General features: G+C 73.0%; 22 protein-coding genes. 18 read left to right on the forward strand and 4 right to left on the reverse strand.

Annotation, left to right across the window (positions count from 1 at the left end):
* The first annotated feature begins 42 nt into the window (after positions 1 to 42).
* The gene (locus tag ACIGW2_RS03195) at positions 43 to 552 is read left to right on the forward strand and encodes a hypothetical protein (protein WP_399840748.1); all 510 of its coding nucleotides are present in this window, start codon (positions 43 to 45) and stop codon (positions 550 to 552) included.
* A gap of 11 nt (positions 553 to 563) precedes the next feature.
* On the opposite strand, the gene ACIGW2_RS03200 is transcribed toward ACIGW2_RS03195, so the two are convergent.
* Positions 564 to 1,325, reverse strand: coding sequence for a Clp protease N-terminal domain-containing protein (locus tag ACIGW2_RS03200; RefSeq protein ID WP_399840750.1), 762 nt, complete (start codon positions 1,323 to 1,325; stop codon positions 564 to 566).
* 454 nt (positions 1,326 to 1,779) lie between these two features.
* On the opposite strand from ACIGW2_RS03200, the gene ACIGW2_RS03205 reads away from it, so the two are divergent.
* Positions 1,780 to 2,448: an RNA polymerase sigma factor gene (locus ACIGW2_RS03205; RefSeq protein ID WP_391653362.1), complete on the forward strand. Its 669-nt coding sequence runs from the start codon at positions 1,780 to 1,782 to the stop codon at positions 2,446 to 2,448.
* Positions 2,448 to 3,566, forward strand: a complete 1,119-nt coding sequence (locus tag ACIGW2_RS03210) for a hypothetical protein (RefSeq protein ID WP_399840752.1) — start codon at positions 2,448 to 2,450, stop codon at positions 3,564 to 3,566. Before ACIGW2_RS03205 ends, ACIGW2_RS03210 begins: the two co-directional genes overlap by 1 nt.
* A 183-nt stretch (positions 3,567 to 3,749) precedes the next feature.
* Here ACIGW2_RS03210 and ACIGW2_RS03215 read toward each other — a convergent pair whose 3' ends face one another.
* Positions 3,750 to 4,634: a peptidoglycan-binding protein gene (locus ACIGW2_RS03215; protein ID WP_399840754.1), complete on the reverse strand. Its 885-nt coding sequence runs from the start codon at positions 4,632 to 4,634 to the stop codon at positions 3,750 to 3,752.
* Positions 4,635 to 4,805: 171 nt separating this feature from the next.
* Here ACIGW2_RS03215 and ACIGW2_RS03220 point away from each other — a divergent pair, with 171 nt between their 5' ends.
* The 3 genes from ACIGW2_RS03220 to ACIGW2_RS03230 all read left to right on the forward strand — a co-directional run bounded on the left by ACIGW2_RS03220 (position 4,806) and on the right by ACIGW2_RS03230 (position 7,981).
* Positions 4,806 to 6,386, forward strand: coding sequence for a methylmalonyl-CoA mutase (locus ACIGW2_RS03220; RefSeq protein ID WP_399840756.1), 1,581 nt, complete (start codon positions 4,806 to 4,808; stop codon positions 6,384 to 6,386).
* 79 nt (positions 6,387 to 6,465) lie between these two features.
* On the forward strand, positions 6,466 to 7,122 hold the full coding sequence (gene leuE / locus ACIGW2_RS03225; protein WP_361575539.1) for a leucine efflux protein LeuE: 657 nt from the start codon (positions 6,466 to 6,468) through the stop codon (positions 7,120 to 7,122).
* A 37-nt stretch (positions 7,123 to 7,159) separates the two neighbouring features.
* Positions 7,160 to 7,981: a MerR family transcriptional regulator gene (locus ACIGW2_RS03230; RefSeq protein ID WP_391653087.1), complete on the forward strand. Its 822-nt coding sequence runs from the start codon at positions 7,160 to 7,162 to the stop codon at positions 7,979 to 7,981.
* A 21-nt stretch (positions 7,982 to 8,002) separates the two neighbouring features.
* Here the strand turns inward: ACIGW2_RS03230 and ACIGW2_RS03235 are convergent, their stop codons facing one another.
* Together ACIGW2_RS03235 and ACIGW2_RS03240 are read right to left on the reverse strand one after the other, a co-directional pair.
* Entirely contained in the window at positions 8,003 to 9,349 is a 1,347-nt protein-coding gene (locus tag ACIGW2_RS03235; protein WP_399840758.1) for a polysialyltransferase family glycosyltransferase, read from the reverse strand.
* Positions 9,346 to 10,368: a glycosyltransferase family 2 protein gene (locus tag ACIGW2_RS03240; protein ID WP_391653085.1), complete on the reverse strand. Its 1,023-nt coding sequence runs from the start codon at positions 10,366 to 10,368 to the stop codon at positions 9,346 to 9,348. The genes ACIGW2_RS03235 and ACIGW2_RS03240 overlap by 4 nt, the downstream gene beginning before the upstream one ends.
* A gap of 199 nt (positions 10,369 to 10,567) precedes the next feature.
* On the opposite strand from ACIGW2_RS03240, the gene ACIGW2_RS03245 reads away from it, so the two are divergent.
* The 12 genes from ACIGW2_RS03245 (at position 10,568) to ACIGW2_RS03300 (ending at position 24,234) form a co-directional block, all read left to right on the forward strand.
* The gene (locus ACIGW2_RS03245; protein WP_391653084.1) at positions 10,568 to 11,875 is read left to right on the forward strand and encodes a DUF6716 putative glycosyltransferase; all 1,308 of its coding nucleotides are present in this window, start codon (positions 10,568 to 10,570) and stop codon (positions 11,873 to 11,875) included.
* On the forward strand, positions 11,875 to 13,080 hold the full coding sequence (locus tag ACIGW2_RS03250) for an acylneuraminate cytidylyltransferase (RefSeq protein ID WP_361575554.1): 1,206 nt from the start codon (positions 11,875 to 11,877) through the stop codon (positions 13,078 to 13,080). Before ACIGW2_RS03245 ends, ACIGW2_RS03250 begins: the two co-directional genes overlap by 1 nt.
* Positions 13,081 to 13,092: 12 nt before the next feature.
* A complete protein-coding gene (locus tag ACIGW2_RS03255; protein ID WP_356075993.1) occupies positions 13,093 to 13,986 on the forward strand; it encodes an N-acetylneuraminate synthase family protein in 894 nt (297 codons plus the stop codon).
* Positions 13,983 to 15,110, forward strand: a complete 1,128-nt coding sequence (locus ACIGW2_RS03260) for a hypothetical protein (protein WP_356075992.1) — start codon at positions 13,983 to 13,985, stop codon at positions 15,108 to 15,110. The genes ACIGW2_RS03255 and ACIGW2_RS03260 overlap by 4 nt, the downstream gene beginning before the upstream one ends.
* A gap of 116 nt (positions 15,111 to 15,226) precedes the next feature.
* Complete coding sequence (locus ACIGW2_RS03265) at positions 15,227 to 16,459, forward strand: amidohydrolase (protein WP_391653082.1); 1,233 nt, start codon at positions 15,227 to 15,229, stop codon at positions 16,457 to 16,459.
* 384 nt (positions 16,460 to 16,843) lie between these two features.
* The gene (locus ACIGW2_RS03270; protein ID WP_391653081.1) at positions 16,844 to 17,902 is read left to right on the forward strand and encodes a BMP family protein; all 1,059 of its coding nucleotides are present in this window, start codon (positions 16,844 to 16,846) and stop codon (positions 17,900 to 17,902) included.
* A gap of 116 nt (positions 17,903 to 18,018) precedes the next feature.
* A complete protein-coding gene (locus ACIGW2_RS03275; protein WP_356077037.1) occupies positions 18,019 to 19,728 on the forward strand; it encodes an ABC transporter ATP-binding protein in 1,710 nt (569 codons plus the stop codon).
* Entirely contained in the window at positions 19,725 to 20,843 is a 1,119-nt protein-coding gene (locus ACIGW2_RS03280; RefSeq protein ID WP_361575569.1) for an ABC transporter permease, read from the forward strand. Before ACIGW2_RS03275 ends, ACIGW2_RS03280 begins: the two co-directional genes overlap by 4 nt.
* Complete coding sequence (locus ACIGW2_RS03285; protein ID WP_391653080.1) at positions 20,840 to 22,105, forward strand: ABC transporter permease; 1,266 nt, start codon at positions 20,840 to 20,842, stop codon at positions 22,103 to 22,105. Before ACIGW2_RS03280 ends, ACIGW2_RS03285 begins: the two co-directional genes overlap by 4 nt.
* A complete protein-coding gene (locus ACIGW2_RS03290; protein WP_356077030.1) occupies positions 22,102 to 22,506 on the forward strand; it encodes a cytidine deaminase in 405 nt (134 codons plus the stop codon). Before ACIGW2_RS03285 ends, ACIGW2_RS03290 begins: the two co-directional genes overlap by 4 nt.
* Before the next feature lie 83 nt (positions 22,507 to 22,589).
* Positions 22,590 to 23,867, forward strand: a complete 1,278-nt coding sequence (locus tag ACIGW2_RS03295) for a thymidine phosphorylase (RefSeq protein WP_361575575.1) — start codon at positions 22,590 to 22,592, stop codon at positions 23,865 to 23,867.
* 97 nt (positions 23,868 to 23,964) lie between these two features.
* Entirely contained in the window at positions 23,965 to 24,234 is a 270-nt protein-coding gene (locus tag ACIGW2_RS03300) for an STAS domain-containing protein (protein ID WP_399840764.1), read from the forward strand.
* The last annotated feature ends 12 nt before the right edge of the window (positions 24,235 to 24,246 follow it).

The raw sequence follows: 24,246 nt of genomic DNA on the forward strand, positions 1-24,246 counted from the left end.
TAGGGGAAGTACTGCGTCCGCATCGCTGGCGAGGAGGCGTCCATGACGTCCGTGACGAGCACGAGCCTGCAGGAACTGATCGACCGCGCCGACGCCCGCGCCCTCGCGGCCGCCGGGCTCGCCTGTCTCGACCGGTGCCTGCCGCTGCTCGCGCCGGACGGCGCGGACGTCCTGCGGCCGGTCTGGGCCGCGGTGGCCCGCGGCGACGGCGGCGCCTGGGGCGAGGCCGTCGCGAAGGCCCGCGTCGAGCTGCCCGGCGAGGCGCGGGACGCCGGAGCGGTGCGCGCCATGCTCGACGCGGCGCCCGCCGACTGGGCCGGGGAGCCGCTGCGCGCCTGGGCCCGGCAGTGCTCCGAGGCCGCGCTCACCGTGCACGCCGGCCTCGACGCCAACGGCCCCGGCCCCCTGCACGCCGGCGAACTGCGCCGCCAGCAGGCCGTCCTGGAAGCCGCCGCCCACGGCCCGACCGGCCTGCGCCGGGCCCGCGACCTGTCGACCGAGGGCGGGCGCGTCCTGCGCGCGGTCGTCTCGCGCAGGGCGCGCACCGCCTGAAACCCGGTCCCTCAGGCCTGCTCGTCCGGACCGGGGGCCGCGATCGACAGCGAGGCGATGGCCTCCGTGATCTCCCGCTCGGCCGTGGCCTTGTCGAGGCCGAGGCCCGCGAGGGTGCCCTTGCCGTCCTCGAACTCCAGGAGCGCGAGCAGGATGTGCTCGGTGCCCACGTAGGTGTGGCCGAGCCGCAGCGCCTCCCGGAAGGTGAGCTCCAGGACCTTCTTGGCGTCCGCGTCGTACGGGATGAGCGCGGGCACCTCCTCGGCGGCCGGCGGCAGGGTCGGCGTGACCGCCTCCCGCAGGCGCTCCGGGGTGACGCCCTTGCCGGTGATCCAGTGGCCCGCGAGGCCCTCGGGCTCGGCCAGCAGACCGAGCGTCAGGTGGGCCGGGACCGTCTTGTCGTTGCGGGCGGCGGAGGCCTCGTTCTGCGCGGCCATCACCACGTTCCGGGCCCGGGGCGTGAACCGGCTGAAGCCGGCGTTCGGGTCCATCTTCGCCGCGTCCGCCTCCTTGTCGTCCTTGGGGACGAAGCGCTTCTGGGCGGCCTGCCGGGTGACGCCCATGCTCCTGCCGATGTCGGTCCAGGAAGCGCCGGTCCGCCGGGCCTGGTCCACGAAGTGGCCGATCAGGTGGTCGGCGATGTCGCCGAGGTGGTCCGCCGCGATGACCGCGTCGGACAGCTGGTCGAGCGCGTCGTCCGGGTGGGTCTTCTTGATCGCCTCGATCAGGTCGTCGAGCCGCACCGGATTGTTCATGCCGAGGGGATTCGTCATGAGCGCAACCTTAGGTTGACAGTAGTGGGGTGTCAACGGGTGGTTGACAGTCGCCCTGGGGGGCAGCGGCGCCCGCGCCCGAGACCTGCCCCGACAAGCGGAAAGGCGCCTGGTCACAGGCGCCCGAAGCGATGCGGAAGACGTGCGGAAGAAGGACGGAAGACGCGCGGAAGCGGCCCGAAAAGGAAGACGACCGGGGCCGCCACCCCCCACAGGAGAGGCCCCGGTCGTCGTCCGCGGAGCCGCAGCACGGCCCCGTACTCCCTTCAGCGCCGCGCCTGCGTTTTCTGTCACACCCCCGTTTCCTTCCGGGCCGACGGGAAGTTGCGAGTTGCACAAAGAACCGGACCCGCGTGGACGCGGCGCCCGAAAAGGACGTAGCGTTCTGCTGCGCCCGTGCGGCGTGGCGGTGACGACCAGCCGCGATGAGCGCGACGACGAACAGGTGTGGGGAGTGCTGGGGGACGAGGCGGAGCTGACGGCCGCAGTGCTCGCCGCGCAGGACGGTGACGAGAACGCCTTCCGCACCGTGTACCGCGCGGTGCACCCGCGGCTCCTCGGCTACATACGCACCCTGGTCGGCGAGGCCGACGCCGAGGACGTGGCCTCCGAGAGCTGGCTCCAGATCGCCCGCGACCTCGACCGCTTCAGCGGCGACGCGGACCGCTTCCGCGGCTGGGCCGCCCGGATCGCCCGCAACCGCGCCCTCGACCACATCCGGATGCGCGGCCGCCGTCCCGCCGTCGGCGGCGACGAGACCGAACTCACCGACAAGCCCGCCGAGTCCGACACCGCGGACGAGGCCCTGGAAGCCCTGGCCACCGGCCGCACCATGCACCTCATCGCCCAGCTGCCGCAGGACCAGGCCGAGGCCGTCGTCCTGCGCGTGGTCGTCGGCCTGGACGCCAAGAGCGCCGCCGACACGCTCGGCAAGCGGCCCGGCGCGGTCCGCACCGCCGCCCACCGCGGTCTCAAGAAACTCGCCGAACTCCTCGGTACGACCGGGGCGGACGACCCGGCCGGCGCGCTGGACGGCGTCCCTCCGCAACGCGGGCGCCGGCCCGGCCCCGCCCGCCCCGGCGGTGTGACGCAATCGCGCCCGCGGACGCAGAAGGACATGTGATGGCCGACGAGTACCAGTGGCTCGACCAGGAGGCCGCGGAGCGGCTGCTGCGCGGCGAACCGGTCGACCCCGTCGGCACCTCGGCCCGCGCCGAGGCGGAGCTGCTCGCCCGCGCCCTCGACTCGGCCCGCACCCCCGCCGCCGGCCCGCTCGCCGGCCCGGACGGCGAACTCCCCGGCGAGGCCGCCGCCCTCGCCGCCTTCCGCAAGGCCGTCGCCGAGCGCGCCGCCGCCCCCGGACACGCGGGCCGGGCCGCCGCGGCCGACCTCGGCGCGGTCCGGGTCGCCCCGGTCCGCGTCGCCCGCGGCTGGGGCCGCTCCCTGCGCTACGGGATCGCCGCCGCGGTCGCCGCCGTCACGGTCGGCGGCGTCGCCGTCGCCGCGGGCACCGGCGTCCTGCCGCTCACCGCCGAACCCGACCACGGCGCCTCGGTCGTGGCCGTCGACCCCTCGTCCCCGGGCCCGTCCGGCTCGCCCACCGGCGGCCCGGACTCCGAGCAGCCCGGCGGCACCGGCGGCGGCAGCGGACAGCCCCGTACCCCCGGCGCCACCGACGGCACGGGCAGCGCCACCGCGGGCCCCGACGCCACCGCCGACGGCGGCGACCCGTCCCAGGGCACCGGCGCCGGCGGCACCGACGCCGGCACGCCCGAACAGGAACGGGCCAAGACCATCAAGGCCTGCCAGGACTTCCGCGCCGGCACCCTCGGCACCAGCGGCCGGCAGCGGCTCACCGACGCCCTGCGCAACGGCGAGACCGTGAAGCGCTACTGCGACCGCGTCCTCGCCGGCACGCCCGGCGGCGCCACCCCGTCCGCCACCGGCCGCACCTCCTCCGGCGGTACCGGCAAGGGCGGCACGCCCACCGGCGGCACCGGCGGCTCCGAGAGCGGCGGCACCTCCGAGGGCGGCTCCGACGGCGACGGCGCGGGCGACCGAGGCCGGGGCGACCGGGGCGACGACCGGGACCAGGACACCCACCGGGGCCGCGGACCGGCCACCGGCCCGGGCCGGGCACCCGGCAAGAAGAGCCAGGTCACGGGCGCGTCCGGCACCGTCACCGACAGCGCAGCGCCTGCCCCCGACCACACGCGTCCGCGGCACCGACCCGGGGTGTGACACTTTTCGACCCGGCGGCGCAGTACTGAGTGAGCCGACTGGTCATCGGCGAGCGCACGGAGCCGGGGTTCCCCCCGTACCTTCGGCTCGGCGCACCGGCGCGGGTGGGACACGTTCCCCCGGTCCCACCCGCGCCCTCTCTTCTCCCCCTCGCTCAGGCCCGCCGGGCCCGGCCCCCGCGGCTCACCAGTGCACGACGACCTTGTCGCCGACCTTCACCTGGTCGAAGAGCACCGCGAGCTTCGCCTTGTCCCGCACGTTGACGCAGCCGTGCGAGGCACCGGCGTAGCCACGGGCCGCGAAGTCCGCCGAGTAGTGCACCGCCTGGCCGCGGCTGAAGAACATCGAGTACGGCATCGGCGTGTGGTAGATCGTCGAGGTCCACTCACGGGCCTTCCACTCCACCTTGAACTCGCCCTCGCGGGTCGGCGTGTTCTCCGAGCCGAAGCGCACGTCGAAGGAGGAGACCACCTTGCCGTCGATCATCCAGGCGAGCGTCCGGCTCTCCTTGCTGATGCACATCACGCGCCCGGTCATGCACCGCGGGTCCGGCGTGTCCAGCTTGTTGGTGGTGGCCGGGCGCAGTTCGGCGGCGGTCGGCTTCCGGGTCATCCCGAGCAGCCGCTGCCAGGTCGTCTCGTCGACCGAACCGGTCTGCGGCAGCTCCCGCTTCTTCTGGAAGGCCGTCACCGCACCCGCGGTCATCGTCCCGTAGAAGCCGGTGGGCGCCCGGTCGAAGTAGCCGATCTGCCGCAGCCGCGCCTGGAGCTCGCGCACCTGCGCGTTCTCGTCGCCGTCCTTCATCAGGATCCGGCCCGCCGGCGCCCCGGTGGTGGCCGGTGCCGAGGGCGTGCCGGTCGCCGGTGCCGAGGGCGTGCCGGTCGACGGGCTCGCGGACGCGGACGGCTTGTCGTCGCCCGAGCCGCTGGTCGTCGGCGCCGGCGCGGCCGTGGTGGGCGCCGGGCTGACCGTGCCCGGGCCGCTGCCGCCGTCGGGCGTACAGGCGGCGGCCAGGGCCACCGCCGTGGCGGCGACGACGACTCTGCGTATGACGGACGAACGCTTCATTTCAGCCCCCCGGGAACGACGTGTGTCTCAAGGGATGCTTCCCACGCCCGGTCCGGTTGCGCACGTGACCGAAAAGAGACGTGCATGCTGGGAGGGCAGGCGAAGGACCGGACCGGCGCCCCCGCACCGGGCGGGAGCGCCGGACACGTCGTCGATCGGGAGGCACACGCCATGACGCGCGAGTCGGAGTCGGGGCTGCCCATCGAGCCCGTCTACGGGCCGGACGCCCTGGCGGGCTGGGATCCCGCCGAGAAGCTGGGCGAGCCCGGCGCGTACCCCTTCACCCGCGGGGTCTACCCCTCGATGTACACCGGCCGGCCGTGGACCATGCGCCAGTACGCGGGCTTCGGCACCGCCGTGGAGTCCAACGCCCGCTACAAGCAGCTGATCGCCAACGGCACCATGGGCCTGTCGGTCGCCTTCGACCTGCCGACCCAGATGGGCCACGACTCGGACGCGCCGATCGCGCACGGCGAGGTCGGCAAGGTCGGCGTCGCGATCGACTCGGTCGAGGACATGCGGGTGCTCTTCGACGGCATCCCGCTGGACCGGGTCTCCACCTCGATGACGATCAACGCGCCGGCCGCGCTGCTGCTCCTCATGTACCAGCTGGTCGCCGAGGAACAGGGCGTCCCGGCCGACCGGCTGACCGGCACGATCCAGAACGACGTGCTCAAGGAGTACATCGCCCGCGGCACGTACATCTTCCCGCCGCAGCCCTCGCTGCGGCTGGTCGCCGACGTGTTCCGCTACTGCCGGACCGAGATCCCCAGGTGGAACACGATCTCGATCTCCGGCTACCACATGGCCGAGGCCGGGGCCTCGCCCGCGCAGGAGATCGCCTTCACCCTCGCCGACGGCATCGAGTACGTCCGCACGGCGGTCGCGGCCGGCATGGACGTGGACGACTTCGCGCCCCGCCTCTCCTTCTTCTTCGTCGCCCGCACCACGATCCTGGAGGAGGTCGCGAAGTTCCGGGCGGCCCGCCGGATCTGGGCCCGGGTGATGCGGGAGGAGTTCGGCGCGAAGAACCCCAAGTCGCTGATGCTGCGCTTCCACACCCAGACCGCCGGCGTCCAGCTCACCGCCCAGCAGCCCGAGGTCAACCTGGTCCGGGTCGCCGTCCAGGGCCTCGCCGCCGTCCTCGGCGGCACCCAGTCCCTGCACACCAACGCCTTCGACGAGGCCATCGCGCTGCCCACCGACAAGTCCGCCCGGCTCGCCCTGCGCACCCAGCAGGTCCTCGCGTACGAGACCGACGTGACCGCCACCGTCGACCCCTTCGCCGGCAGCTACGCGGTCGAGCGGATGACCGACGACGTCGAGGCGGCCGCCCTGGAGCTGATGCGGAAGGTGGAGGACCTCGGCGGCGCCGTGCACGCCATCGAGCGCGGCTTCCAGAAGAACGAGATCGAGCGCAACGCCTACCGGATCGCCCAGGAGACCGACAGCGGCGAGCGGGTCGTCGTCGGCGTCAACCGCTACGCCGTCGACGTCGAGGAACCCTACGAACCGCTCCGCGTCGATCCCGCCATCGAGGTCCAGCAGGCCGAGCGCCTCGCCCGGCTGCGCGCCGGCCGCGACCAGCGGGCCGTCGACGCCGCCCTCGACGCCCTCCGCAAGGCGGCCGCGGGCACCGACAACGTGCTGTACCCGATGAAGGAGGCGCTCAGGGCGCGGGCCACGGTGGGGGAGGTGTGCGACGCGTTGCGCCAGGTCTGGGGCACGTACGTGCCGACCGACGCCTTCTGAGGACCGCCCCCGCCCGGCGGCGGTCCCGCCGGTTGAAACTTAAAGCGGATGATCTCGCCGGTGTGCGACACTCCGCTCCATGCTGGGTGTCACCGATCTGCCGACCTACCTCGCCGGGCTCGTCCTCATCATCCTCCTGCCCGGACCGAACTCGCTCTACGTGCTGTCCGTCGCCGCCCGCAAGGGCACCCGGACCGGCTACCAGGCCGCCGCCGGGGTCTTCACCGGCGACACGATCCTCATGACCCTGGCCGCCCTCGGCGCGGCCTCCCTGCTCCAGACCACCCCGCTGCTCTTCATGATCGTGAAGTACGCCGGCGCCGGCTACCTGGCCTGGATGGCCTACGGCATGCTGCGCGCCGCCCTGGCGACGTGGCGCACCCGGCACGAGGCCGCTCCCGAGGACACCACCGCACCGGACCCGGGCCGCTCCGAGCACCCGTACCGCCGCGCCCTCGTCATCAGCCTCTTCAACCCGAAGGCGATCCTCTTCCTGATCTCCTTCTTCGTGCAGTTCGTGGACCCCTCCTACGCCTACCCGGCGCTCTCCTTCCTGGTCCTCGGCACCCTGCTCCAGCTGGGCAGCTTCCTCTACCTCACCACCCTGATCTTCGGCGGCACCCGCCTCGCCGCCGCCTTCCGCCGCCGCAGGCGCCTCTCCGCCGGCGCCACCTCGGCGGCCGGCGCGCTCTTCCTCGGCTTCGCGGTGAAGCTCTCGCTGAGCAGCGCGGCTTGACCCTCACACCGTGTGAGGCCGTTGCCTGAACGACGTCATGTTCACCATCGGAGACTTCGCCCGGCACGGGCAGGTGTCGGTCCGCATGCTGCGTCACTACGACGCCATCGGACTGCTCCGCCCGGCCCACGTCGACCCGCACAGCGGCTACCGCTTCTACACCGCGGACCAGCTCGCGCGGCTCAACCGCGTCATCGCGCTCAAGGAGCTCGGCTTCACCCTGGAACAGGTGGGGGCCATCCTCGACGACGAGATCGGCGCGGACGAGCTGCGCGGGATGCTCAGGCTGCGCCAGGCCGAGCTGGAGACGGTGCTGGAGGAGGCGCGGGCCAGGCTCGCGCAGGTCGGGGCGCGGCTCCGTGCCATCGAGAGGGAGGGACGCATGTCCACCCAGGACGTCGTCGTCAAGAGGATCCCGCCCGTGCGGATCGCCGAGCTGAGCGGGACGGCCGGCAGCTTCGGGCCGGAGGACATCTCGCCGGTCATCGGGCCGCTGTACGAGGAGCTGTGCGGCCGCCTGGAGGCGGCGGGCGTCACCGGGTTCGGGCCCGGGGTCGCCTACTACGAGGACGCGGGCAGGGGCGACGGCTCGGTCGTCGTGCACGCGGGGATGACCGTGCCCGAGGGGACGGAGGCGGAGGGGGTCCGGGTGCACGTGCTGCCGGGCATCGAGGAGGCCGCCACGATCGTCCACCGCGGCTCCATGGACGGCATCCTGCCGACCGTGCAGACCCTGGCCTCCTGGATCGGCGCCAACGGCTACCGGTCCGCCGGGTACGCCAGGGAGCTGTACCTGGAGACCCCGGAGGACCCGGCCGGCTGGGTCGCCGAGATCCAGGAGCCGGTCAGCCGGGGCTGACCGTCCCCGCCCCGGGCGGCCTCACCGCCCGCCGAGGGCCCGCCGCTTCAGCCGCAGCGCGCGGCGGGCCAGCCGGCGCAGGCCGGGGTGGCGAGGGACGGGGAGGCCGCCGGGCAGGCCGAGCGAGGTGAGCCGGCGGCGGGTGAAGTGGTGCCGGGTGCCGGCCGCGAGCGGGCCGGACAGATGGCGTACGGCCGCCTCCCGCAGGTCCGGGCGGATCCTGGGCTGCATCGCGAAGCCCACCGCCGCGACCAGGCCGGTCAGTTCCGGCAGGGTGAGGGCCGGGCCCGCCGGCTCCTCCAGGTCCGGGACGAGGGAGTCCACCAGGACCAGCGGCACCCGGTTGCTGTTCTGGTACGGCGAGAGCCGGGCCAGCAGCGGCCGGGTGCCGACCTTCGCGGTCCCGATCCCGTAGAACGCGCTCGCGGTCAGCAGCGCCGTCGAGAAGCAGCCGACCACGAGCGCGGGCCGCAGCCGGAGGTAGAGCACCTCGGCGAGCAGCGGCCGGTCCTCGACGGTCAGTTCGGCGCCGAGCGCCGCCGCCTCCTCGGCCAGCGCCTTCGTCCAGGCGTCGGGGGCCGTGGGGTGCGGCTTGAAGACCAGTCGGCGGTGGCCGCGGGCGACGGCGCCGCGGACCATCTTCAGGTGCAGTTCGCCCTCCTCCTCGGGGGTGAGGAGGGAGAGCGCGGCCAGGTACTGCCCGAGCAGCAGCGCCGGGCCGTCCGGGCCGTCCGCCGCGCCGGGCGCGGCCGCCCCTGGGCCCGCCAGCTCCTCGATCACCTTGGTGAAGGCCTCGGTGGGCACGGTCTCGGCGACCGCCCCGAACTCGGCGAGCAGCAGCGGCGCGAGCCCCGGCACCAGGTCCAGGTGGAGCAGCCGCCGCACCCGCTCGCCGACCAGCGGGTCGATCTTGTTGCGGGTGGGGCCGTAGCTCATCAGCCCGTCCGCGTACACGTCGATCGACGCCTCCGGGAGCAGCTGGGCGATGGTGAGGGCGGGCGCGACCTGGAGGGACTCCACGACGAGTTCGAGCCGGTCGTCGCCGAGCCGCCACAGCCGGCGCAGGTGGCGCTGGAGCAGCGGCAGGTCGTCGGCGCGCGGGGTCCAGCCGCCGGGGTGCAGCGGCTCGATGACGGCGTTCCAGTCGAGGACCTCGTCGAATCGGCCGCGCAGCCGCTCGAAGCCGGGCATGCGGTCGAGCGGGGTGGTGGTCTCGGGGACGGCGGAGTTGGTGGAGACGAGCAGGATCCGCCGGTCGGCCGGGTCGAAGCAGCCGCTGTCGAGGGCGGCGGCCACGGTGGCGGCGCCGTAGAGGGTGGAGGCGTAGAAGATCTGGGTGGTGCGGCGGGCGGGGGCGGTGCGGTTCATGCGGCGTCGGTCTCCAGGGCGGCCCGGCCGGAGGCGGGGCCGTCGTTCGCGGGGGCGGGGGCGGGGCGGCGGCGCTTGAGCCGGCGCAGCGGGCCCGCGCGGTCCTCGCCCATGGCCGCGAGGGCCTCGGCGAGCACGTCCTGCGGCAGCCGGCGCAGTGCTCCGGAACTCATCGCGCGCAATTGCCGGCCGACCTCGGGTTCGAATTTGGCCATGTTTCCGATGTGGTGGGAAATCACCGCGCAATAGGTGCGGACGGCTTTCGGAAGGAGCCGGTCCGCGTCCGGGTCATTCTTCACCCCGTCGATCAGCAGATCGAATGCGCGAATGAAATCGAGCTGTCGTACGTCACCGATCTGGGTGAGCGAGGTCGCCACCCCGCGCCGGTAGAAGATGCCGAGTTCGCCGCTGACCGCGAAGGATTCCGCCTCCCGGTGCAGCCGCCAGATCCACGGCCGGTCCTCGGCGGTCCGCAGCCCGTCCGGGAAGTGCAGCAGGCCCCGGTCGAGCAGCCGCCGGTGGTACATCCCGGCCCAGGCGTACGGGTAGTCCACGGAGGTCGTGCGGTCGGCGGGCAGGATCGCGTCGCGCGGCCGCAGCGGCTCCCCGCGCCGGCCCACCGGCACCCGCCGCACCGAGCGCCCGCGCCCGGTCACCCGGACGTGGTCGGTGCGCAGGAAGTCGCAGTCCAGCGCGTCCATGGTGGCGACCAGGCGGGCGTAGAAGCCGGGGGAGAGCCAGTCGTCGCCGTCCAGGAAGGCCAGGTACTCGCCGCGGGCCGCGTCCAGGCCGGTGTTGCGGGCGGTCGCGAGGCCCTCGTTGCGCGCGTGCCGCAGCAGCCGTGCCCCCGGGATCTCGCGCTCGGCGCGTTCCAGGAGCTCCGGGGTCCCGTCCGTCGAACAGTCGTCGACCAGCAGGAACTCGAAGTCCTCGCGGGCGTTCGCGCGCAGGCTTCGAAGGGCGTCGGGGGCGTATGTCTGCACGTTGTAGAACGGCACGACGACGGAGAGCTTGACCACGCGGCCGACGCTAGGCGGCGCCCCGGCATTCGCCCTGACCGGAAAGGGGATGCCCGGTGAACACGAAGCGGCGAGCCCCTTAACCGCCCCGGACGCTCCCCCCTTTCTGTCCGTTTCCCGCCCGGCGTCATGGTGCTGTTAACCATTTGTTGTGGCCGAGTTGGGCTGTGAATCCCCGTGCCCTCCTAGCGTCCTGGACGTGCCATCACGTACCGATCGAGCGGTGCGCGTCGCCGTTCTCGCCGACTCCGACACCCGGTGGAAATGGGGCGTGCTCACCGCACGCAGAATCAGCGCCGAAAAAGCCCCCGCTCCCACGGGATTCGTGCTCCGCGGCCGCGCCACCCCCACCTCCCGCCAGCTCGCCGAGACCGCGGTGTCCGACACCGCGCCGCGCGAGGTGACGGGAGCGGAGTTCCTGCGTGAGGTGCGTGACGCCGCGGAACGCGGCGAGGGATACGACGTCGTGGTGCTCGCCCTCGTCGGCGGCACCGTGCGCGCCGTGCTCCAGGGCATCGCCGACCTCGGCCTGGAGCGCCGCCCGGTACTGGTGACCGGCTACGTCGGCGTGGTGTACGAGAAGCTCGCCGACGGGCTGCTGCTGCGCCACGGCGCCGACGTGGTGCTCGCCAACTCCCGCCACGACGCGGAGCGTTTCCGCGCCGTGTACGAGGGCGTCGGCGCCGACGCCGGTTCGGTCGTGGAGGCCGCGCTGCCGTTCCTCGGCGGCGCCCCGCACAAGCCCGAACCCGGCCGCGACACCCTGGTGTTCGCCGCCCAGCCCTCGGTGCCGGTCACCAAGGCCGAGCGCGCCTACGTGCTGCGCCGGCTCGTCGAGCACGCCCGGTTGCACCCGGACCGCGAGGTGCTCCTCAAGCTGCGCTCCCGGCCCGGCGAACACACCACGCACCTGGAGGAGTTCCCGTACCAGAAGCTGGTGCGCGACCTGCCGACCCCGCCCAACTTCCGTCTGGTGTACGGGCACATGGGCGAGGTCCTGGACCGCACCGACCTGCTGGTCACGGTCTCCTCGACGGCCGCCCTCGAAGCCCTGCACCGGCGCGTCCCCACCGCGGTCCTCACCGACCTCGGGGTGCGCGAGGCGCTCGGCAACCACCACTTCATCGGCTCCGGACTGCTCACCTCCTTCGACGCGCTCGACCGGGGCGCCGTCCCGGAGGCCGACGAGCGGTGGCTGGCCCGGCAGGGCGTCGGCGCGGAGGGGCTGCCCGGCGGCATCCCGTACGAGCGGGCCTTCGACGCCGCCCGCGAGCGGGTCGCCGAGCTGCTCGCCGGCCCGCCGCTGCCGCCGGTCGCCCCGTACTACACGCCCGCGACCGCCGGCGGCTACCTGCCCGGCATCCTCGCCCGCCACCGCCTCGACGTCGACGCGCCCGAGCCCCGTGAGAGCGGGGTGCGCCGGATCGTCCGCGAGGCGGCGCGCGGCGCCTACCGCCACGGCGTCCAGCGCGTGGCCCCCGTCATCCGCCGCCTGGGAGAACTCTGATGCCCACCGACACGCCGACCGTGCTCGCCGTCATCCCCGCACGGGGCGGCTCCAAGGGCGTCCCCGCCAAGAACCTCGCCCCGGTCGCCGGCGTTCCGCTGGTCGGCCGGGCCGTCCGGGCCTGCCTCGGCGCGCCCGCCGTCACCGACGTCGTGGTCTCCACCGACGACCCGGCGATCGCGGACGCCGCCCGCGCCTTCGGCGCCGAGGCCGTCCGCCGCCCCGACGAGCTCTCCGGCGACACGGCGAGCAGCGAGTCGGCCGTGCTGCACGCCATGGACGCCTTCGAGGCCACCCACGGCCGGGCCGCCGACGTGGTCCTGCTCGTGCAGTGCACCAGCCCCTTCCTCACCGCCACCGAGGTCGACGAGACCGCCCGCCGGATCACCGAGGGCGCCGCCGACACCGCCTTCACCGCCGCCCCCGCCCACGGCTTCCTGTGGCGGGACACCGAGGCCGGCGCCACCGGCGTCAACCACGACAAGGCCCACCGGCCGCGCCGCCAGGACCGCGAGCCCGAGTTCCTGGAGACCGGCGCCGTCTACGCGATGGCCGCCGACGGCTTCCGCACCCGCCGGCACCGCTTCTTCGGGCGCACCGAACTCGTCGTCACCGACCCGGCCCGGGTCCTGGAGGTCGACGACCCGCACGACCTGGCCCGCGCCCGGGCCCTCGCGCCGCTGCTCGACGAGCCGGTCACCCCGGTCCTCGCCGACGTGGACGCCGTCGTCCTCGACTTCGACGGCACCCAGACCGACGACCGGGTCCACATCGACGCCGACGGACGCGAGTTCGTCTCCGTGCACCGCGGCGACGGCCTCGGCATCGCCGCCCTGCGCCGGGCCGGCGTCCCGCTGCTGATCCTCTCCACCGAGCAGAACCCCGTCGTCGCCGCCCGCGCCCGCAAGCTCCGCATCCCCGTGCTGCACGGCGTGGACCGCAAGGACCTCGCCCTCAAGCAGTGGTGCGACGAGCAGGGCATCGACCCGCAGCGGGTGCTCTACGCCGGCAACGACGTCAACGACCTGCCCTGCTTCCACCTCGTCGGCTGGCCCGTCGCGGTGGGCAGCGCCCACGACTCCGTGCGGGCCGCCGCCCGCGCGGTCACCGACACCCCCGGCGGCTCCGGAGCGATCCGCGAGATCGCCGCCTGGCTCCTCGGACCCGAGCTCCACCTCCCCGAGCCCCGCACCCCCAACCCGTAAGGAACCACCATCATGAGCAACCGCCTGCGCACCCTCGGCAGCAAGACCGCCGGCCCGGGGCAGCCCGTCTACGTCACGGGCGAGATCGGCATCAACCACAACGGCGACCTGGACAACGCCTTCGCGCTCATCGACGTGGCCGCCGAGGCGGGCTGTGACGCCGTCAAGTTCCAGAAGCGCACCCCGGAGATCTGCACCCCGCGCGACCAGTGGGACATCGAGCGCGACACCCCCTGGGGCCGCATGACCTACATCGACTACCGCCACCGCGTCGAGTTCGGCGAGGACGAGTACCGCGCCATCGACGAGCACTGCAAGAAGCGCGGCATCGACTGGTTCGCCTCCCCGTGGGACACCGAGGCCGTCGCCTTCCTGGAGAAGTTCGACGTCCCCGCCCACAAGGTGGCCTCCGCCTCCCTCACCGACGACGAGCTGCTGCGCGAACTGCGCGCCACCGGCCGCACGGTGATCCTCTCCACCGGCATGTCCACCCCGAAGCAGATCCGCCACGCGGTCGAGGTCCTGGGCAGCGACAACATCCTGCTCTGCCACGCCACCTCCACCTACCCGGCCAAGGCCGAGGAGCTGAACCTGCGCGTGATCCAGACGCTGCAGGAGGAGTACCCGAACGTGCCGATCGGCTACTCCGGCCACGAGACCGGCCTCCAGACCACCCTCGCCGCGGTCGCCCTCGGCGCCACCTTCGTCGAGCGCCACATCACCCTCGACCGCGCCATGTGGGGCTCCGACCAGGCCGCCTCCGTCGAGCCGCAGGGCCTGCAGCGCCTGGTCCGCGACATCCGCACCATCGAGACCGCGCTCGGCGACGGCGTGAAGAAGGTCTACGAGTCGGAGCTCGGCCCGATGAAGAAGCTCCGCCGCGTCCCGGGACTCGTCGCCGCATGACCGGCCGGCTGGCGTTCGTCGAGAGCCCGGTCCAGCTGCTGAACGTCCTGGAATGGGCCCACGCCACCACCCTCCGGGACGCCCCGGACCGCCTCGGCGCGGTCCCGCCCCAGCCGGACCGGCGCCACGGTCAGGAGGACCCCGGGCCGGCCGCGCCGGCCGGGGCCCCGCTCGCGCACGCCGGCCTCACCGTGGTCGTCCTGTCGCCCACCGACCCGATGTCCCGCGGGCAGCTGCGCCGGATGGCGCAGCTCGCCCGGGACGAGGGCGTCGCCGTGAAGTGGCAGGACGCCCGGCAGGGCAGGGGCGCCCTCGTCGGCACCCTGCGCGAGCTCGCCGGCCCGCTGCGGGCCGCCGAGCGCGTGATCGTCGGGGACCCCTTCTCGCGCTACGTCCAGCTGCTGCTCACCCTGTACGGCCCCCGCCGGGTCACCGTCGTCGACGACGGCACCGCCACCATGGAGTTCGCCGCGCAGCTGGCGCGCGGCGAACGCCTGGTGCGCTGGCACCGGCGGGGCAGCCGGGGCCCGCGCGAACTGGTCCTCGCGCCGGTCACCTCGCTGGCCCGGCGCAAGCTCGCGCCCGGCCCGCACCGCACCGTGGAGATCTTCACCTCGCTGCCGGTCGAGCCGCCCGAGGGCACCACGGTCACCGCCAACGACTTCTCCTGGACCCGGTCCCGCTTCGGCCCGCCCCGGCTCACCCGCGGCGCCGACCTGGTCGGCACCTCGCTCGTGGAGACCGGGGTCGTGGACCCCGACGAATACCTGCGGGCCGTCACCGTGCTCGCCCGCACCCACGGCGCCACCCGCTACTTCGCGCACCGCCGCGAGAGCGCCGAGAAGCTGCACCGGATCGCCGTCGAGACCGGCCTCGGCGTGGTCCGCCCCGATCTGCCGCTGGAGCTGATCGCCCGCCGCGGTCCGGTCGGCCGCACCATCGTGAGCTTCCCGTCCACGGTCGTGCACACCCTGCCGCTGGCCCTGGCTGGCACCGGGGTGAAGGTCGCCGTCTGCGAGATCGCGCCCGAGTGGCTCCGCGCGAACGCCTCGCCGCGCGCCCAGGGCTTCCTGTCCGGCGTCGCCGGAACCGCGAGCCGCACCGAACGACTCGAATTCGGTTGAGCGTACCCACGGAGGGTGACGGTCATGCCCAGGGGATGAGATTTCTTTCCCCTAAGGGGCTGAAGTTTTCGTGATCACCGGGCAGTTGGTCTCCTCGGGGGCCTACCCTTCAAAAGGTGAACCACTTGAAGTCCCGTGAGCCCGGCCCCGGGGCGGCGCACTCCGCGCTGCCCGGAACGCTGTCCGAACCCCTGCGCGCCGAACTGATCGCGTTCCGCAGGGACTTGCACATGCACCCCGAGCTCGGCAACCAGGAGTTCCGCACCACCGCCGCCGTCCGGGCCCGGCTGGAGGCCGCCGGACTCCGCCCGCGCGTCCTGCCCGGCGGCACGGGACTCGTCTGCGACATCGGGACCCGGGTTCCCGGGCGCGGCATGCTGGCGCTCCGCGCCGACCTGGACGCGCTGCCGATCCCGGACGTGAAGACCGTCCCGTACCGCTCCACCGAGCCGAACCGCGCCCACGCCTGCGGCCACGACGTGCACACCACGACCGTCCTGGGTGCCGGGCTCGTGCTCGCCGAGCTGGACCGCCAGGGCCGGCTGCCCGGGGCCGTGCGGCTGCTGTTCCAGCCCGCCGAGGAGGTGCTGCCCGGCGGGGCCGCCGACGCCGTCGAGGCGGGCGTCCTGGACGGGGTGGGCCGGATCGTCGCCGTGCACTGCGACCCCAAGGTCGACGCCGGCCGGATCGGGCTGCGCGTCGGGCCCATCACCTCCGCCTGCGACCGCCTGGAGATCACCCTCGACGGCCCCGGCGGGCACACCGCGCGCCCGCACCTCACCACCGACCTGGTGACCGCCGCCGCCCGGGTCGCGGTCGACGTCCCGGCCGTGCTGGCCCGCCGGGTCGACGCCCGCTCGGGCCTCTCGGTCACCTGGGGCCGCATCGAGTCCGGGCACGCCCCCAACGTCATCCCGCAGCACGCCGCGCTCTCCGGCACCGTCCGCTGCCTCGACCTGCCCACCTGGCGCGAGGCCCCCGACCTGGTGCACGCGGCCGTCGACGAGATCGCCACGCTGCACCGCGCGAAGTCGACCGTGGACTACGTCCGCGGCGTCCCGCCGGTGGTCAACGACGCCGGCGTCACCGAACTGCTCCACGACGCCATGGCCGCCCGACGCGGCGCGGACGCGGTCGAGGACACCGAGCAGTCCCTCGGCGGCGAGGACTTCTCCTGGTACCTGGAGCACGTCCCCGGCGCCATGGCCCGCCTCGGCGTCCGCGTCCCCGGCGACACCCGGGTCCGCGACCTGCACGCCGGCGACTTCGACGTGGACGAGCGGGCCATCGCGGTGGGCGTGGAGCTCTTCACGGCGGCGGCGCTCCTGGACGGGATGCCGGGCCGCTGAGCCCCCTCCGGGCCCCCCGCCGGGCCGGCTCCCGCCGGACCCCCGCCGAACCCCTCGGAAGGCCCCTCGGAAGGCCCGCCGGGAGGCCGCCGCAAAGCCCGACGAAAACCGGCCAATAAGTACGACTTAATGGCCGGCCGGTCCGCGTTCAGCCGTCCGGCCCAGCCCCCGGCGTGTCGTCTGCGGGCCCGGCCCGAACGTCCGTACCAGCGTGTATGACGGGCGGTATCGGGCCGGACGCCCCGGGTGGACCCCCTGGCCGGTTCGCGTCGATCCGATAACGACTCATGAACGGGTCTTTAACTGACATCTACGCGCGTTACGATCGCCGCGAAACCAGCGCCGGAAGAGGCGCTTTCGGTCAGTCTTGAAGGGACCCTCCTCTTGCGCCGGATCACCAGGATCACCACCGTGGGCATCGCCTCCGCGGCGCTCGCCCTGTCCGCCACCGCGTGTGGCAAGTCGTCCAACGGCTCCGGTTCGAGCTCCAGCTCCTCCGCCGGTGCCACCAAGGCCGCCATCGCCTACGACATCGGCGGCCGCGGCGACCAGTCCTTCAACGACGCCGCCTACGAGGGCCTCAAGAAGGCCGAGGACGAGCTCGGCGTCAAGGGCGCCGAGGCCGAGCCGTCGGCCGGTGAGGGCGACGCCGACAAGGTGCAGCGCCTGACCGCGCTCGCCCGCGCCGGCAACAACCCGGTCATCGGTGTCGGCTTCGCCTACGCCCCGGCCATCGAGAAGGTCGCCAAGCAGTTCCCGAAGACCACCTTCGGCCTGATCGACGACACGTCGAAGACCGGTCCGAACATCGCCAACCTCGTCTTCAACGAGGAGCAGGGCTCCTACCTGGCCGGCGTCGCCGCCGCCAAGGCGTCCAAGACCGGCACGGTCGGCTTCATCGGCGGCGTCGAGGTCCCGCTGATCAAGAAGTTCGAGGCGGGCTTCGCCCAGGGCGTCAAGGACACCAACCCCAAGGCCAAGGTGCTCACCCAGTACCTGACCCAGCCCCCGAACTTCGACGGCTTCTCCAAGCCCGACCTGGGCAAGGCCGCCGCGCAGGGCCAGCTCGACAAGGGCGCCGACGTGATCTACGCCGCCGCCGGTCTCGCCGGCTCCGGCGCGATCGAGGCCACCGCCACGGCCGGCAAGTGGGCCATCGGCGTGGACTCGGACCAGTACAACCAGAAGGGTCTGGCCAAGTACAAGGACCACATCCTGACCTCGGTCACCAAGGACGTCTCGGACTCCGTCTACAACCTGATCAAGTCGGTCAAGGACGGCAAGCCGCAGTCCGGTGAGGTCCGCTACGGCCTCGCCACCGACGGCGTCGGCCTGGCCACGTCCAACCCGGCCTACTCCAGCATGACCGAGATGGTCGCCGCCGTGGACAAGGCGAAGAAGGACATCGTCGACGGCAAGATCACCGTCAAGACCGCGCCGTAACGGCACCCAGGTCCTGACCTGAGGCCGCGGGCCCGGCTCCAGTGACTCCCACTGGAACCGGGCCCCGGCCCCATTCCCGTACGGGTTTTCAATTTTCGGCAGTGCTACGCGTGTAGATGTCCCAGCGGCACGATAACTTCGCCCCGCCCTGCCCGTCCGCTCCCGCTCCTTCCGGCCAAGGAGAGTGCGCCATCAACGCGTCCAGCCCCCCTGCCGTAGAACTCCACGGCATCACCAAGCGCTTCCCCGGCGTCGTCGCCAACAAGGACATCGCGATCACCGTTCGCAAGGGCACCGTGCACGCCCTCATCGGTGAGAACGGTGCCGGCAAGTCGACCCTGATGAAGATCCTCTACGGCATGCAGAAGCCGGACGAGGGCACCATCGCCGTCGACGGCGAGCAGGTCACCTTCTCCAGCCCCGGTGACGCCATCGCCCGCGGCATCGGCATGGTGCACCAGCACTTCATGCTCGCCGACAACCTCACCGTCCTGGAGAACGTCGTCCTCGGCGGCGAGAAGCTCCACGGCATCGGCGCCAAGGCCCGCCGGAAGATCCAGGAGATCTCCGACGCGTACGGCCTCGGCGTCCGCCCCGACGCCCTCGTCGAGGACCTCGGCGTCGCCGACCGGCAGCGCGTGGAGATCCTCAAGGTCCTCTACCGCGGTGCCAAGATCCTCATCCTCGACGAGCCGACCGCCGTGCTCGTCCCGCAGGAGGTCGACGCGCTCTTCGACAACCTGCGCGAGCTCAAGTCCGAGGGCCTGACCGTCATCTTCATCTCGCACAAGCTGGGCGAGGTCCTGAAGGTCGCCGACGACATCACCGTCATCCGGCGCGGCACCACGGTCGGCACCGCCGACCCGAAGACCGCCACCACCAAGCAGCTCGCCGAGCTGATGGTCGGCACCGAGCTGCCCTCGCCGGAGACCCGCGAGTCCACGGTCACCGACGTGCCGATGCTCCAGGTCCAGGGCCTCACCCTGACCGAGGCCGGCGCCGCCGCGGCCGCCCCGCTCACCACCGCCGCCCCGCCGGACCCGTCCGGCGCGGTCGCCCTCCAGGAGGTCGGCGCGGGCCGCAAGCTCCTCGACGACATCTCGCTCACCATCCACAAGGGCGAGATCCTGGGCATCGCCGGCGTCGAGGGCAACGGCCAGACCGAGCTCATCGAGGCCCTGATGGGCATGAACAACCCCGACGCGGGCGTCATCACCCTCGACGGCCAGGACATCTCCAAGACCTCGGTGCGCAAGCGCCGCGAGGGCGGCATCGGCTACATCCCCGAGGACCGCCACCGCCACGGCCTGCTCCTGGAGGCCCCGCTCTGGGAGAACCGCATCCTCGGCCACGTCACCGAGGCGCCCAACTCCAAGCGCGGCATCCTCGACCCGAAGGCCGCCCGCAAGGACACCGAGCGGATCGTGCGCGAGTACGACGTGCGCACCCCCGGCATCGACGTCACCGCGGCCTCGCTCTCCGGCGGCAACCAGCAGAAGCTGATCGTCGGCCGCGAGATGAGCCACGCCCCGAAGTTCCTGATCGCCGCCCACCCCACCCGCGGTGTGGACGTCGGCGCCCAGGCGCAGATCTGGGACGCGATCCGCGACGCCCGCCGCGAGGGCCTGGCGGTGCTCCTGATCTCCGCCGACCTCGACGAGCTGATCGGCCTGTCCGACACCCTCAAGGTCATGTACCGCGGCCGGCTCGTCGCGGACGCCGACCCCGCCACCATCACGCCCGAGGAGCTGGGCTCCGCCATGACCGGCGCGGCCGGCGGCCACCTCGAAGGCACCCAGCAGTCCGAAGACGGTGACGCCCGATGATGAAATTCGACAAGGACAAGCTGATCATCGGGGCCGCCGGCCCGGTGCTCGCGCTCGTCTCCTCGTTCGTGCTCACCATGCTGGTGCTGCTCGCCACGGGTCTCGACCCGATCGAGCCGATCCAGCTGATGGTCGACAACGCAGGGTTCTCCGACATCCAGGTCCTGATCGTCAACCAGACCGGGATCTACTACCTGGCAGCCCTGGCCGTCGCCATCGGCTTCCGGATGAACCTCTTCAACATCGGCGTCGACGGGCAGTACCGGCTCGCCGCGATGGTCTCCGCCCTCATCGGCGCGTCCGTCGAGCTGCCCGGCCCGCTGCACATCCTGGTGATCGTGCTCACCGCGATGCTCACCGGTGCGATCTGGTCCGGCATCGCCGGCGTCCTCAAGACCACCCGCGGCGTCTCCGAGGTCGTCTCGACGATCATGCTCAACGCCATCGCGACCTCCCTGGTCGCCTGGCTGATCCTGCCCAAGAACTTCGGCGTCCAGCCGGCCGGCTCGAACAACCTCACCACCGGTGAGATCGCCGAGTCCGGCTGGTTCCCGGGCATCGACATGGGCGAGGGCAACGGCGTCATCTACGGCTTCACCTTCGTCGCGCTCGCGCTCGGCGTCGTCTACTGGTTCGTCCTCAACCGCACCAAGTTCGGCTTCGACCTGCGCGCCACCGGCGCCAGCGAGTCCGCCGCGCAGGCCAGCGGCGTCGACGCCAAGAAGATGATCCTCACCTCGATGCTGCTCTCCGGCGCCCTCGCCGGTCTGTCGGGCATGCCGACCCTGCTCGGCGAGACCCACACGTACAGCCTCGACTTCCCGGTCGGCGTCGGCTTCACCGCCATCACCATCGCGCTGCTCGGCCGCAACCACCCGGTCGGCATCCTCTTCGCCGCCCTGCTCTTCGCCTTCCTGGAGAAGGCCTCGTCGTCGCTCGACGTCGCGGGCTATCCGAAGGAGATCACCCAGATCATGCAGGGCATCATCGTGATCGCCGTGGTCGTCTCCTACGAGCTCGTCCGCCGTTACGGCCTCCGCCGCCAGCAGCAGAAGGTCGGCGAGCAGCTGGCCGCCGGCGGCGCCCTCAAGACCGACAAGGAGGTGGCGGCATGAGCACCGGCACCGTTGCCAAGCCGAGCGCCGCGCCCAAGAAGGCGGGCGGCCGCCGCAAGCTGACCTGGCCCTGGATCCTGCTGATCGTCGCGGCCGGTCTGCTCCTCTTCTCGATGGTCCGCGTCGTCTCCGGGGCCGACGACCTCACCTCCGTCGGCCAGGTCTCCGGCGCCCTGCAGCTCGCCGTGCCGATCGGCCTCGCCGGTCTCGGCGGCCTGTGGTCCGAGCGCGCGGGCGTCGTCAACATCGGCCTCGAGGGCATGATGGTGCTCGGCACCTGGTTCGGCGCCTGGGCCGGTTACCAGTGGGGCCCCTGGGTGGGCGTCCTCGTCGGTCTGCTCGGCGGCGCGCTGGGCGGCCTGCTGCACGCGATCATCACCGTCACGTTCAACGTGAACCACATCGTCTCCGGTGTGGCGATCAACATCCTGGCGGTCGGCTTCACCCAGTACCTGTCGAACTTCACGTTCGCCGAGGCCGAGGGCGGCTCCTCCAAGCAGTCCCCGCGCATCGACCCGATCACCGACATCACCATCCCGGGGCTCTCGGACTGGCTGCAGGACCTCCAGGCCAAGCACTGGTTCCTGATCTCCGACCTGGCCGGCATCGTCGGCGGCGTGGTCACCAACCTGTCGCTGCTGACCGTGGTCGCCATCCTGCTGATCCCGGCCACCTGGTGGGTGCTGTGGCGCACGGCCTTCGGCCTGCGGCTGCGCTCCTGCGGCGAGAACCCGGTCGCGGCCGAGTCGCTGGGCGTCAACGTCTACAAGTACAAGTACATCGCCGTGGCCGTCTCCGGCGCCCTCGCGGGCCTCGGCGGCGCCTTCCTGGCCATCGTCTCCACCGGCATCTACCAGGAGGGCCAGACCGGCGGCCGCGGCTACATCGGTCTCGCCGCCATGATCTTCGGCAACTGGATGCCGGGCGGCATGGCCATGGGCGCCGGCCTGTTCGGCTTCACCGACAGCCTCAAGATCCGCGGCGGCGCCGAGAACGTGCACGCGCTGCTGCTGCTGGTCGCCGTGCTGCTCGTGATCGCCTGCCTGTGGCAGCTGTACAGGAAGAAGTACGTGGCGGCCGTGCTCGCCGCCGTCTTCTCGGCCGGCTTCTTCCTCTGGTACGGCTTCACCGACGAGGTCCCGAGCCAGTTCGTCGACGCCGCCCCGTACATCACGACGCTGCTCGTGCTCGCCCTGTCGGCGCAGCGGCTGCGGATGCCGAAGGCGGACGGCCTGCCGTACCGGAAGGGCCAGGGCAAGTGACGACGCCCCCGCCCGGAGCCGACTGGGACCTGCTGCGGGAGACCGCCCGCGAGGCGATGGCGCACGCCTACGCGCCGTACTCCGGCTTCCCGGTCGGCGCGGCGGCGCTCGTCGACGACGGGCGGGTGGTCTCCGGCTGCAACGTGGAGAACGCCTCCTTCGGCCTCGGCCTGTGCGCCGAGTGCGGACTGGTCTCGCAGCTCCAGGCCACCGGCGGCGGACGGCTCACCCACTTCGTGTGCGTGGACGGCCGGGGCGAGTCCCTGGTGCCGTGCGGCCGGTGCCGGCAGCTCCTGTACGAGTTCGGGGGCCCCGAGCTCGTCCTGGAGACGCCCGCCGGGTTCCTCACCCTGGCGGAGATGCTGCCGCAGGCCTTCGGCCCGGACCACCTGGCGAAGTAGTACCTCGGAGCGGCCCTTCCGGCACGATGGGAAGGGCCGCTCCTCCTTTCCCCCTCTATGCGCGTAGAAAGAGGCACCACCACATGGACGTCATCTCCGTCATCCGCACGAAGCGGGACAAGGGCGAGCTGAGCCCCGAGCAGATCGACTGGGTCATCGACGCCTACACCCGCGGGGAGGTCGCCGACGAGCAGATGTCCGCGCTCGCCATGGCGATCCTGCTCAACGGCATGAACCGCGAGGAGATCGCCCGCTGGACCGCGGCGATGATCGCCAGCGGCGAGCGCATGAACTTCGACGCGCTCTCCCGCCCGACCGCCGACAAGCACTCCACCGGCGGCGTCGGCGACAAGATCACCCTGCCGCTCGCCCCGCTGGTCGCCGCCTGCGGCGCGGCCGTCCCGCAGCTCTCCGGCCGCGGCCTCGGCCACACCGGCGGCACCCTCGACAAGCTGGAGTCCATCCCCGGCTGGCGCGCGCTGCTGTCCAACGAGGAGATGCTGCACGTCCTCGACACCACCGGCGCGGTCATCTGCGCGGCGGGCGACGGGCTCGCCCCGGCGGACAAGAAGCTCTACGCGCTGCGCGACGTCACCGGAACGGTCGAGGCCATCCCGCTGATCGCCTCCTCCATCATGTCGAAGAAGATCGCCGAGGGCACCGGCTCGCTGGTCCTCGACGTCAAGGTCGGCACCGGCGCCTTCATGAAGAACATCGAGGACGCCCGCGAGCTCGCCTCCACCATGGTCGCGCTCGGCACCGACAGCGGCGTGAAGACGGTCGCGCTGCTCACCGACATGTCCACCCCGCTCGGCCTGACCGCGGGCAACGCCCTGGAGGTCCGCGAGTCCGTCGAGGTCCTCGCCGGCGGCGGCCCGGCGGACGTCGTCGAGCTGACGGTGGCCCTCGCCAAGGAGATGCTGGACGCGGCCGGCATCAAGGACGCCGACCCGGCGAAGGCGCTCGCCGACGGCTCCGCGATGGACGTCTGGCGCCGCATGATCGCCGCCCAGGGCGGCGACCCGGACGCCACCCTCCCGGTCGCCCGCGAGCAGCACGTCGTCACCGCCCCGTCCTCGGGCGTCCTGACCCGCCTGGACGCCTACGACATCGGCATCGCCGCCTGGCGCCTCGGCGCCGGCCGCGCCCGCAAGGAGGACCCGGTGCAGGCCGGCGCGGGCGTCGAGCTGCACGCCAAGCCGGGCGACACGGTGACCGCGGGCCAGCCGCTGCTGACCCTCCACACGGACACCCCGGAGAAGTTCGACTACGCCCTGAAGTCCCTGACGGACGCCTGGGACATCGCGGCCCCGGGCACGGCCTTCACCCCGAACCCGATCGTGCTGGACCGCATCGCGTAAGCACCCGGGCGACACGGCGGGGGCCGGTGGACGACTCGTCCACCGGCCCCCGCCGCGTCCGCCGATGAGTTCCGGGCACGCCGGCGGTCTCCCTGTCGTGGACACCTCTTCGACCCTTCACGTGCGGCTCTCCGGGCCGCCCGCGCCCGAGGACGTCGGCCGTCTCTGCGCGCTGCTGGAAGCGGCCGAGCCGGGGCTCGTCGTGTGCGAGATCGGCGGCCTCGGGCGCGGCGGGCTCGGCGCCGTGGACGCGCTGGCCCGGCTGCGGCTCGTGGCCCGGCGGCGCGGCCACCGGCTGGAGTTCCGCGGGGCCGGGCTCGAGCTGCGCGAGCTGCTCGGGCTCGTCGGTCTCCGCGAGCTGCTGTGAGGCTCACGAGCC

Source organism: Streptomyces sp. NPDC053541, from assembly GCF_044544705.1.
In the GTDB taxonomy this organism is placed as follows: domain Bacteria; phylum Actinomycetota; class Actinomycetes; order Streptomycetales; family Streptomycetaceae; genus Streptomyces.

Excerpts from the sequence above, each read along its gene's own strand:
- ACIGW2_RS03220 (WP_399840756.1), top strand. The coding sequence starts at position 4,806 with ATGACGCGCGAGTCGGAGTCGGGGCTGCCCATCGAGCCCGTCTACGGG.
- ACIGW2_RS03215 (WP_399840754.1), bottom strand. The coding sequence starts at position 4,634 with ATGAAGCGTTCGTCCGTCATACGCAGAGTCGTCGTCGCCGCCACGGCG.
- ACIGW2_RS03285 (WP_391653080.1), top strand. The coding sequence starts at position 20,840 with ATGAGCACCGGCACCGTTGCCAAGCCGAGCGCCGCGCCCAAGAAGGCG.
- ACIGW2_RS03195 (WP_399840748.1), top strand. The coding sequence starts at position 43 with ATGACGTCCGTGACGAGCACGAGCCTGCAGGAACTGATCGACCGCGCC.
- ACIGW2_RS03210 (WP_399840752.1), top strand. The coding sequence starts at position 2,448 with ATGGCCGACGAGTACCAGTGGCTCGACCAGGAGGCCGCGGAGCGGCTG.
- leuE (WP_361575539.1), top strand. The coding sequence starts at position 6,466 with ATGCTGGGTGTCACCGATCTGCCGACCTACCTCGCCGGGCTCGTCCTC.
- ACIGW2_RS03255 (WP_356075993.1), top strand. The coding sequence starts at position 13,093 with ATGAGCAACCGCCTGCGCACCCTCGGCAGCAAGACCGCCGGCCCGGGG.
- ACIGW2_RS03295 (WP_361575575.1), top strand. The coding sequence starts at position 22,590 with ATGGACGTCATCTCCGTCATCCGCACGAAGCGGGACAAGGGCGAGCTG.
- ACIGW2_RS03280 (WP_361575569.1), top strand. The coding sequence starts at position 19,725 with ATGATGAAATTCGACAAGGACAAGCTGATCATCGGGGCCGCCGGCCCG.
- ACIGW2_RS03275 (WP_356077037.1), top strand. The coding sequence starts at position 18,019 with ATGTCCCAGCGGCACGATAACTTCGCCCCGCCCTGCCCGTCCGCTCCC.
- ACIGW2_RS03260 (WP_356075992.1), top strand. The coding sequence starts at position 13,983 with ATGACCGGCCGGCTGGCGTTCGTCGAGAGCCCGGTCCAGCTGCTGAAC.
- ACIGW2_RS03230 (WP_391653087.1), top strand. The coding sequence starts at position 7,160 with ATGTTCACCATCGGAGACTTCGCCCGGCACGGGCAGGTGTCGGTCCGC.
- ACIGW2_RS03200 (WP_399840750.1), bottom strand. The coding sequence starts at position 1,325 with ATGACGAATCCCCTCGGCATGAACAATCCGGTGCGGCTCGACGACCTG.
- ACIGW2_RS03250 (WP_361575554.1), top strand. The coding sequence starts at position 11,875 with ATGCCCACCGACACGCCGACCGTGCTCGCCGTCATCCCCGCACGGGGC.
- ACIGW2_RS03235 (WP_399840758.1), bottom strand. The coding sequence starts at position 9,349 with ATGAACCGCACCGCCCCCGCCCGCCGCACCACCCAGATCTTCTACGCC.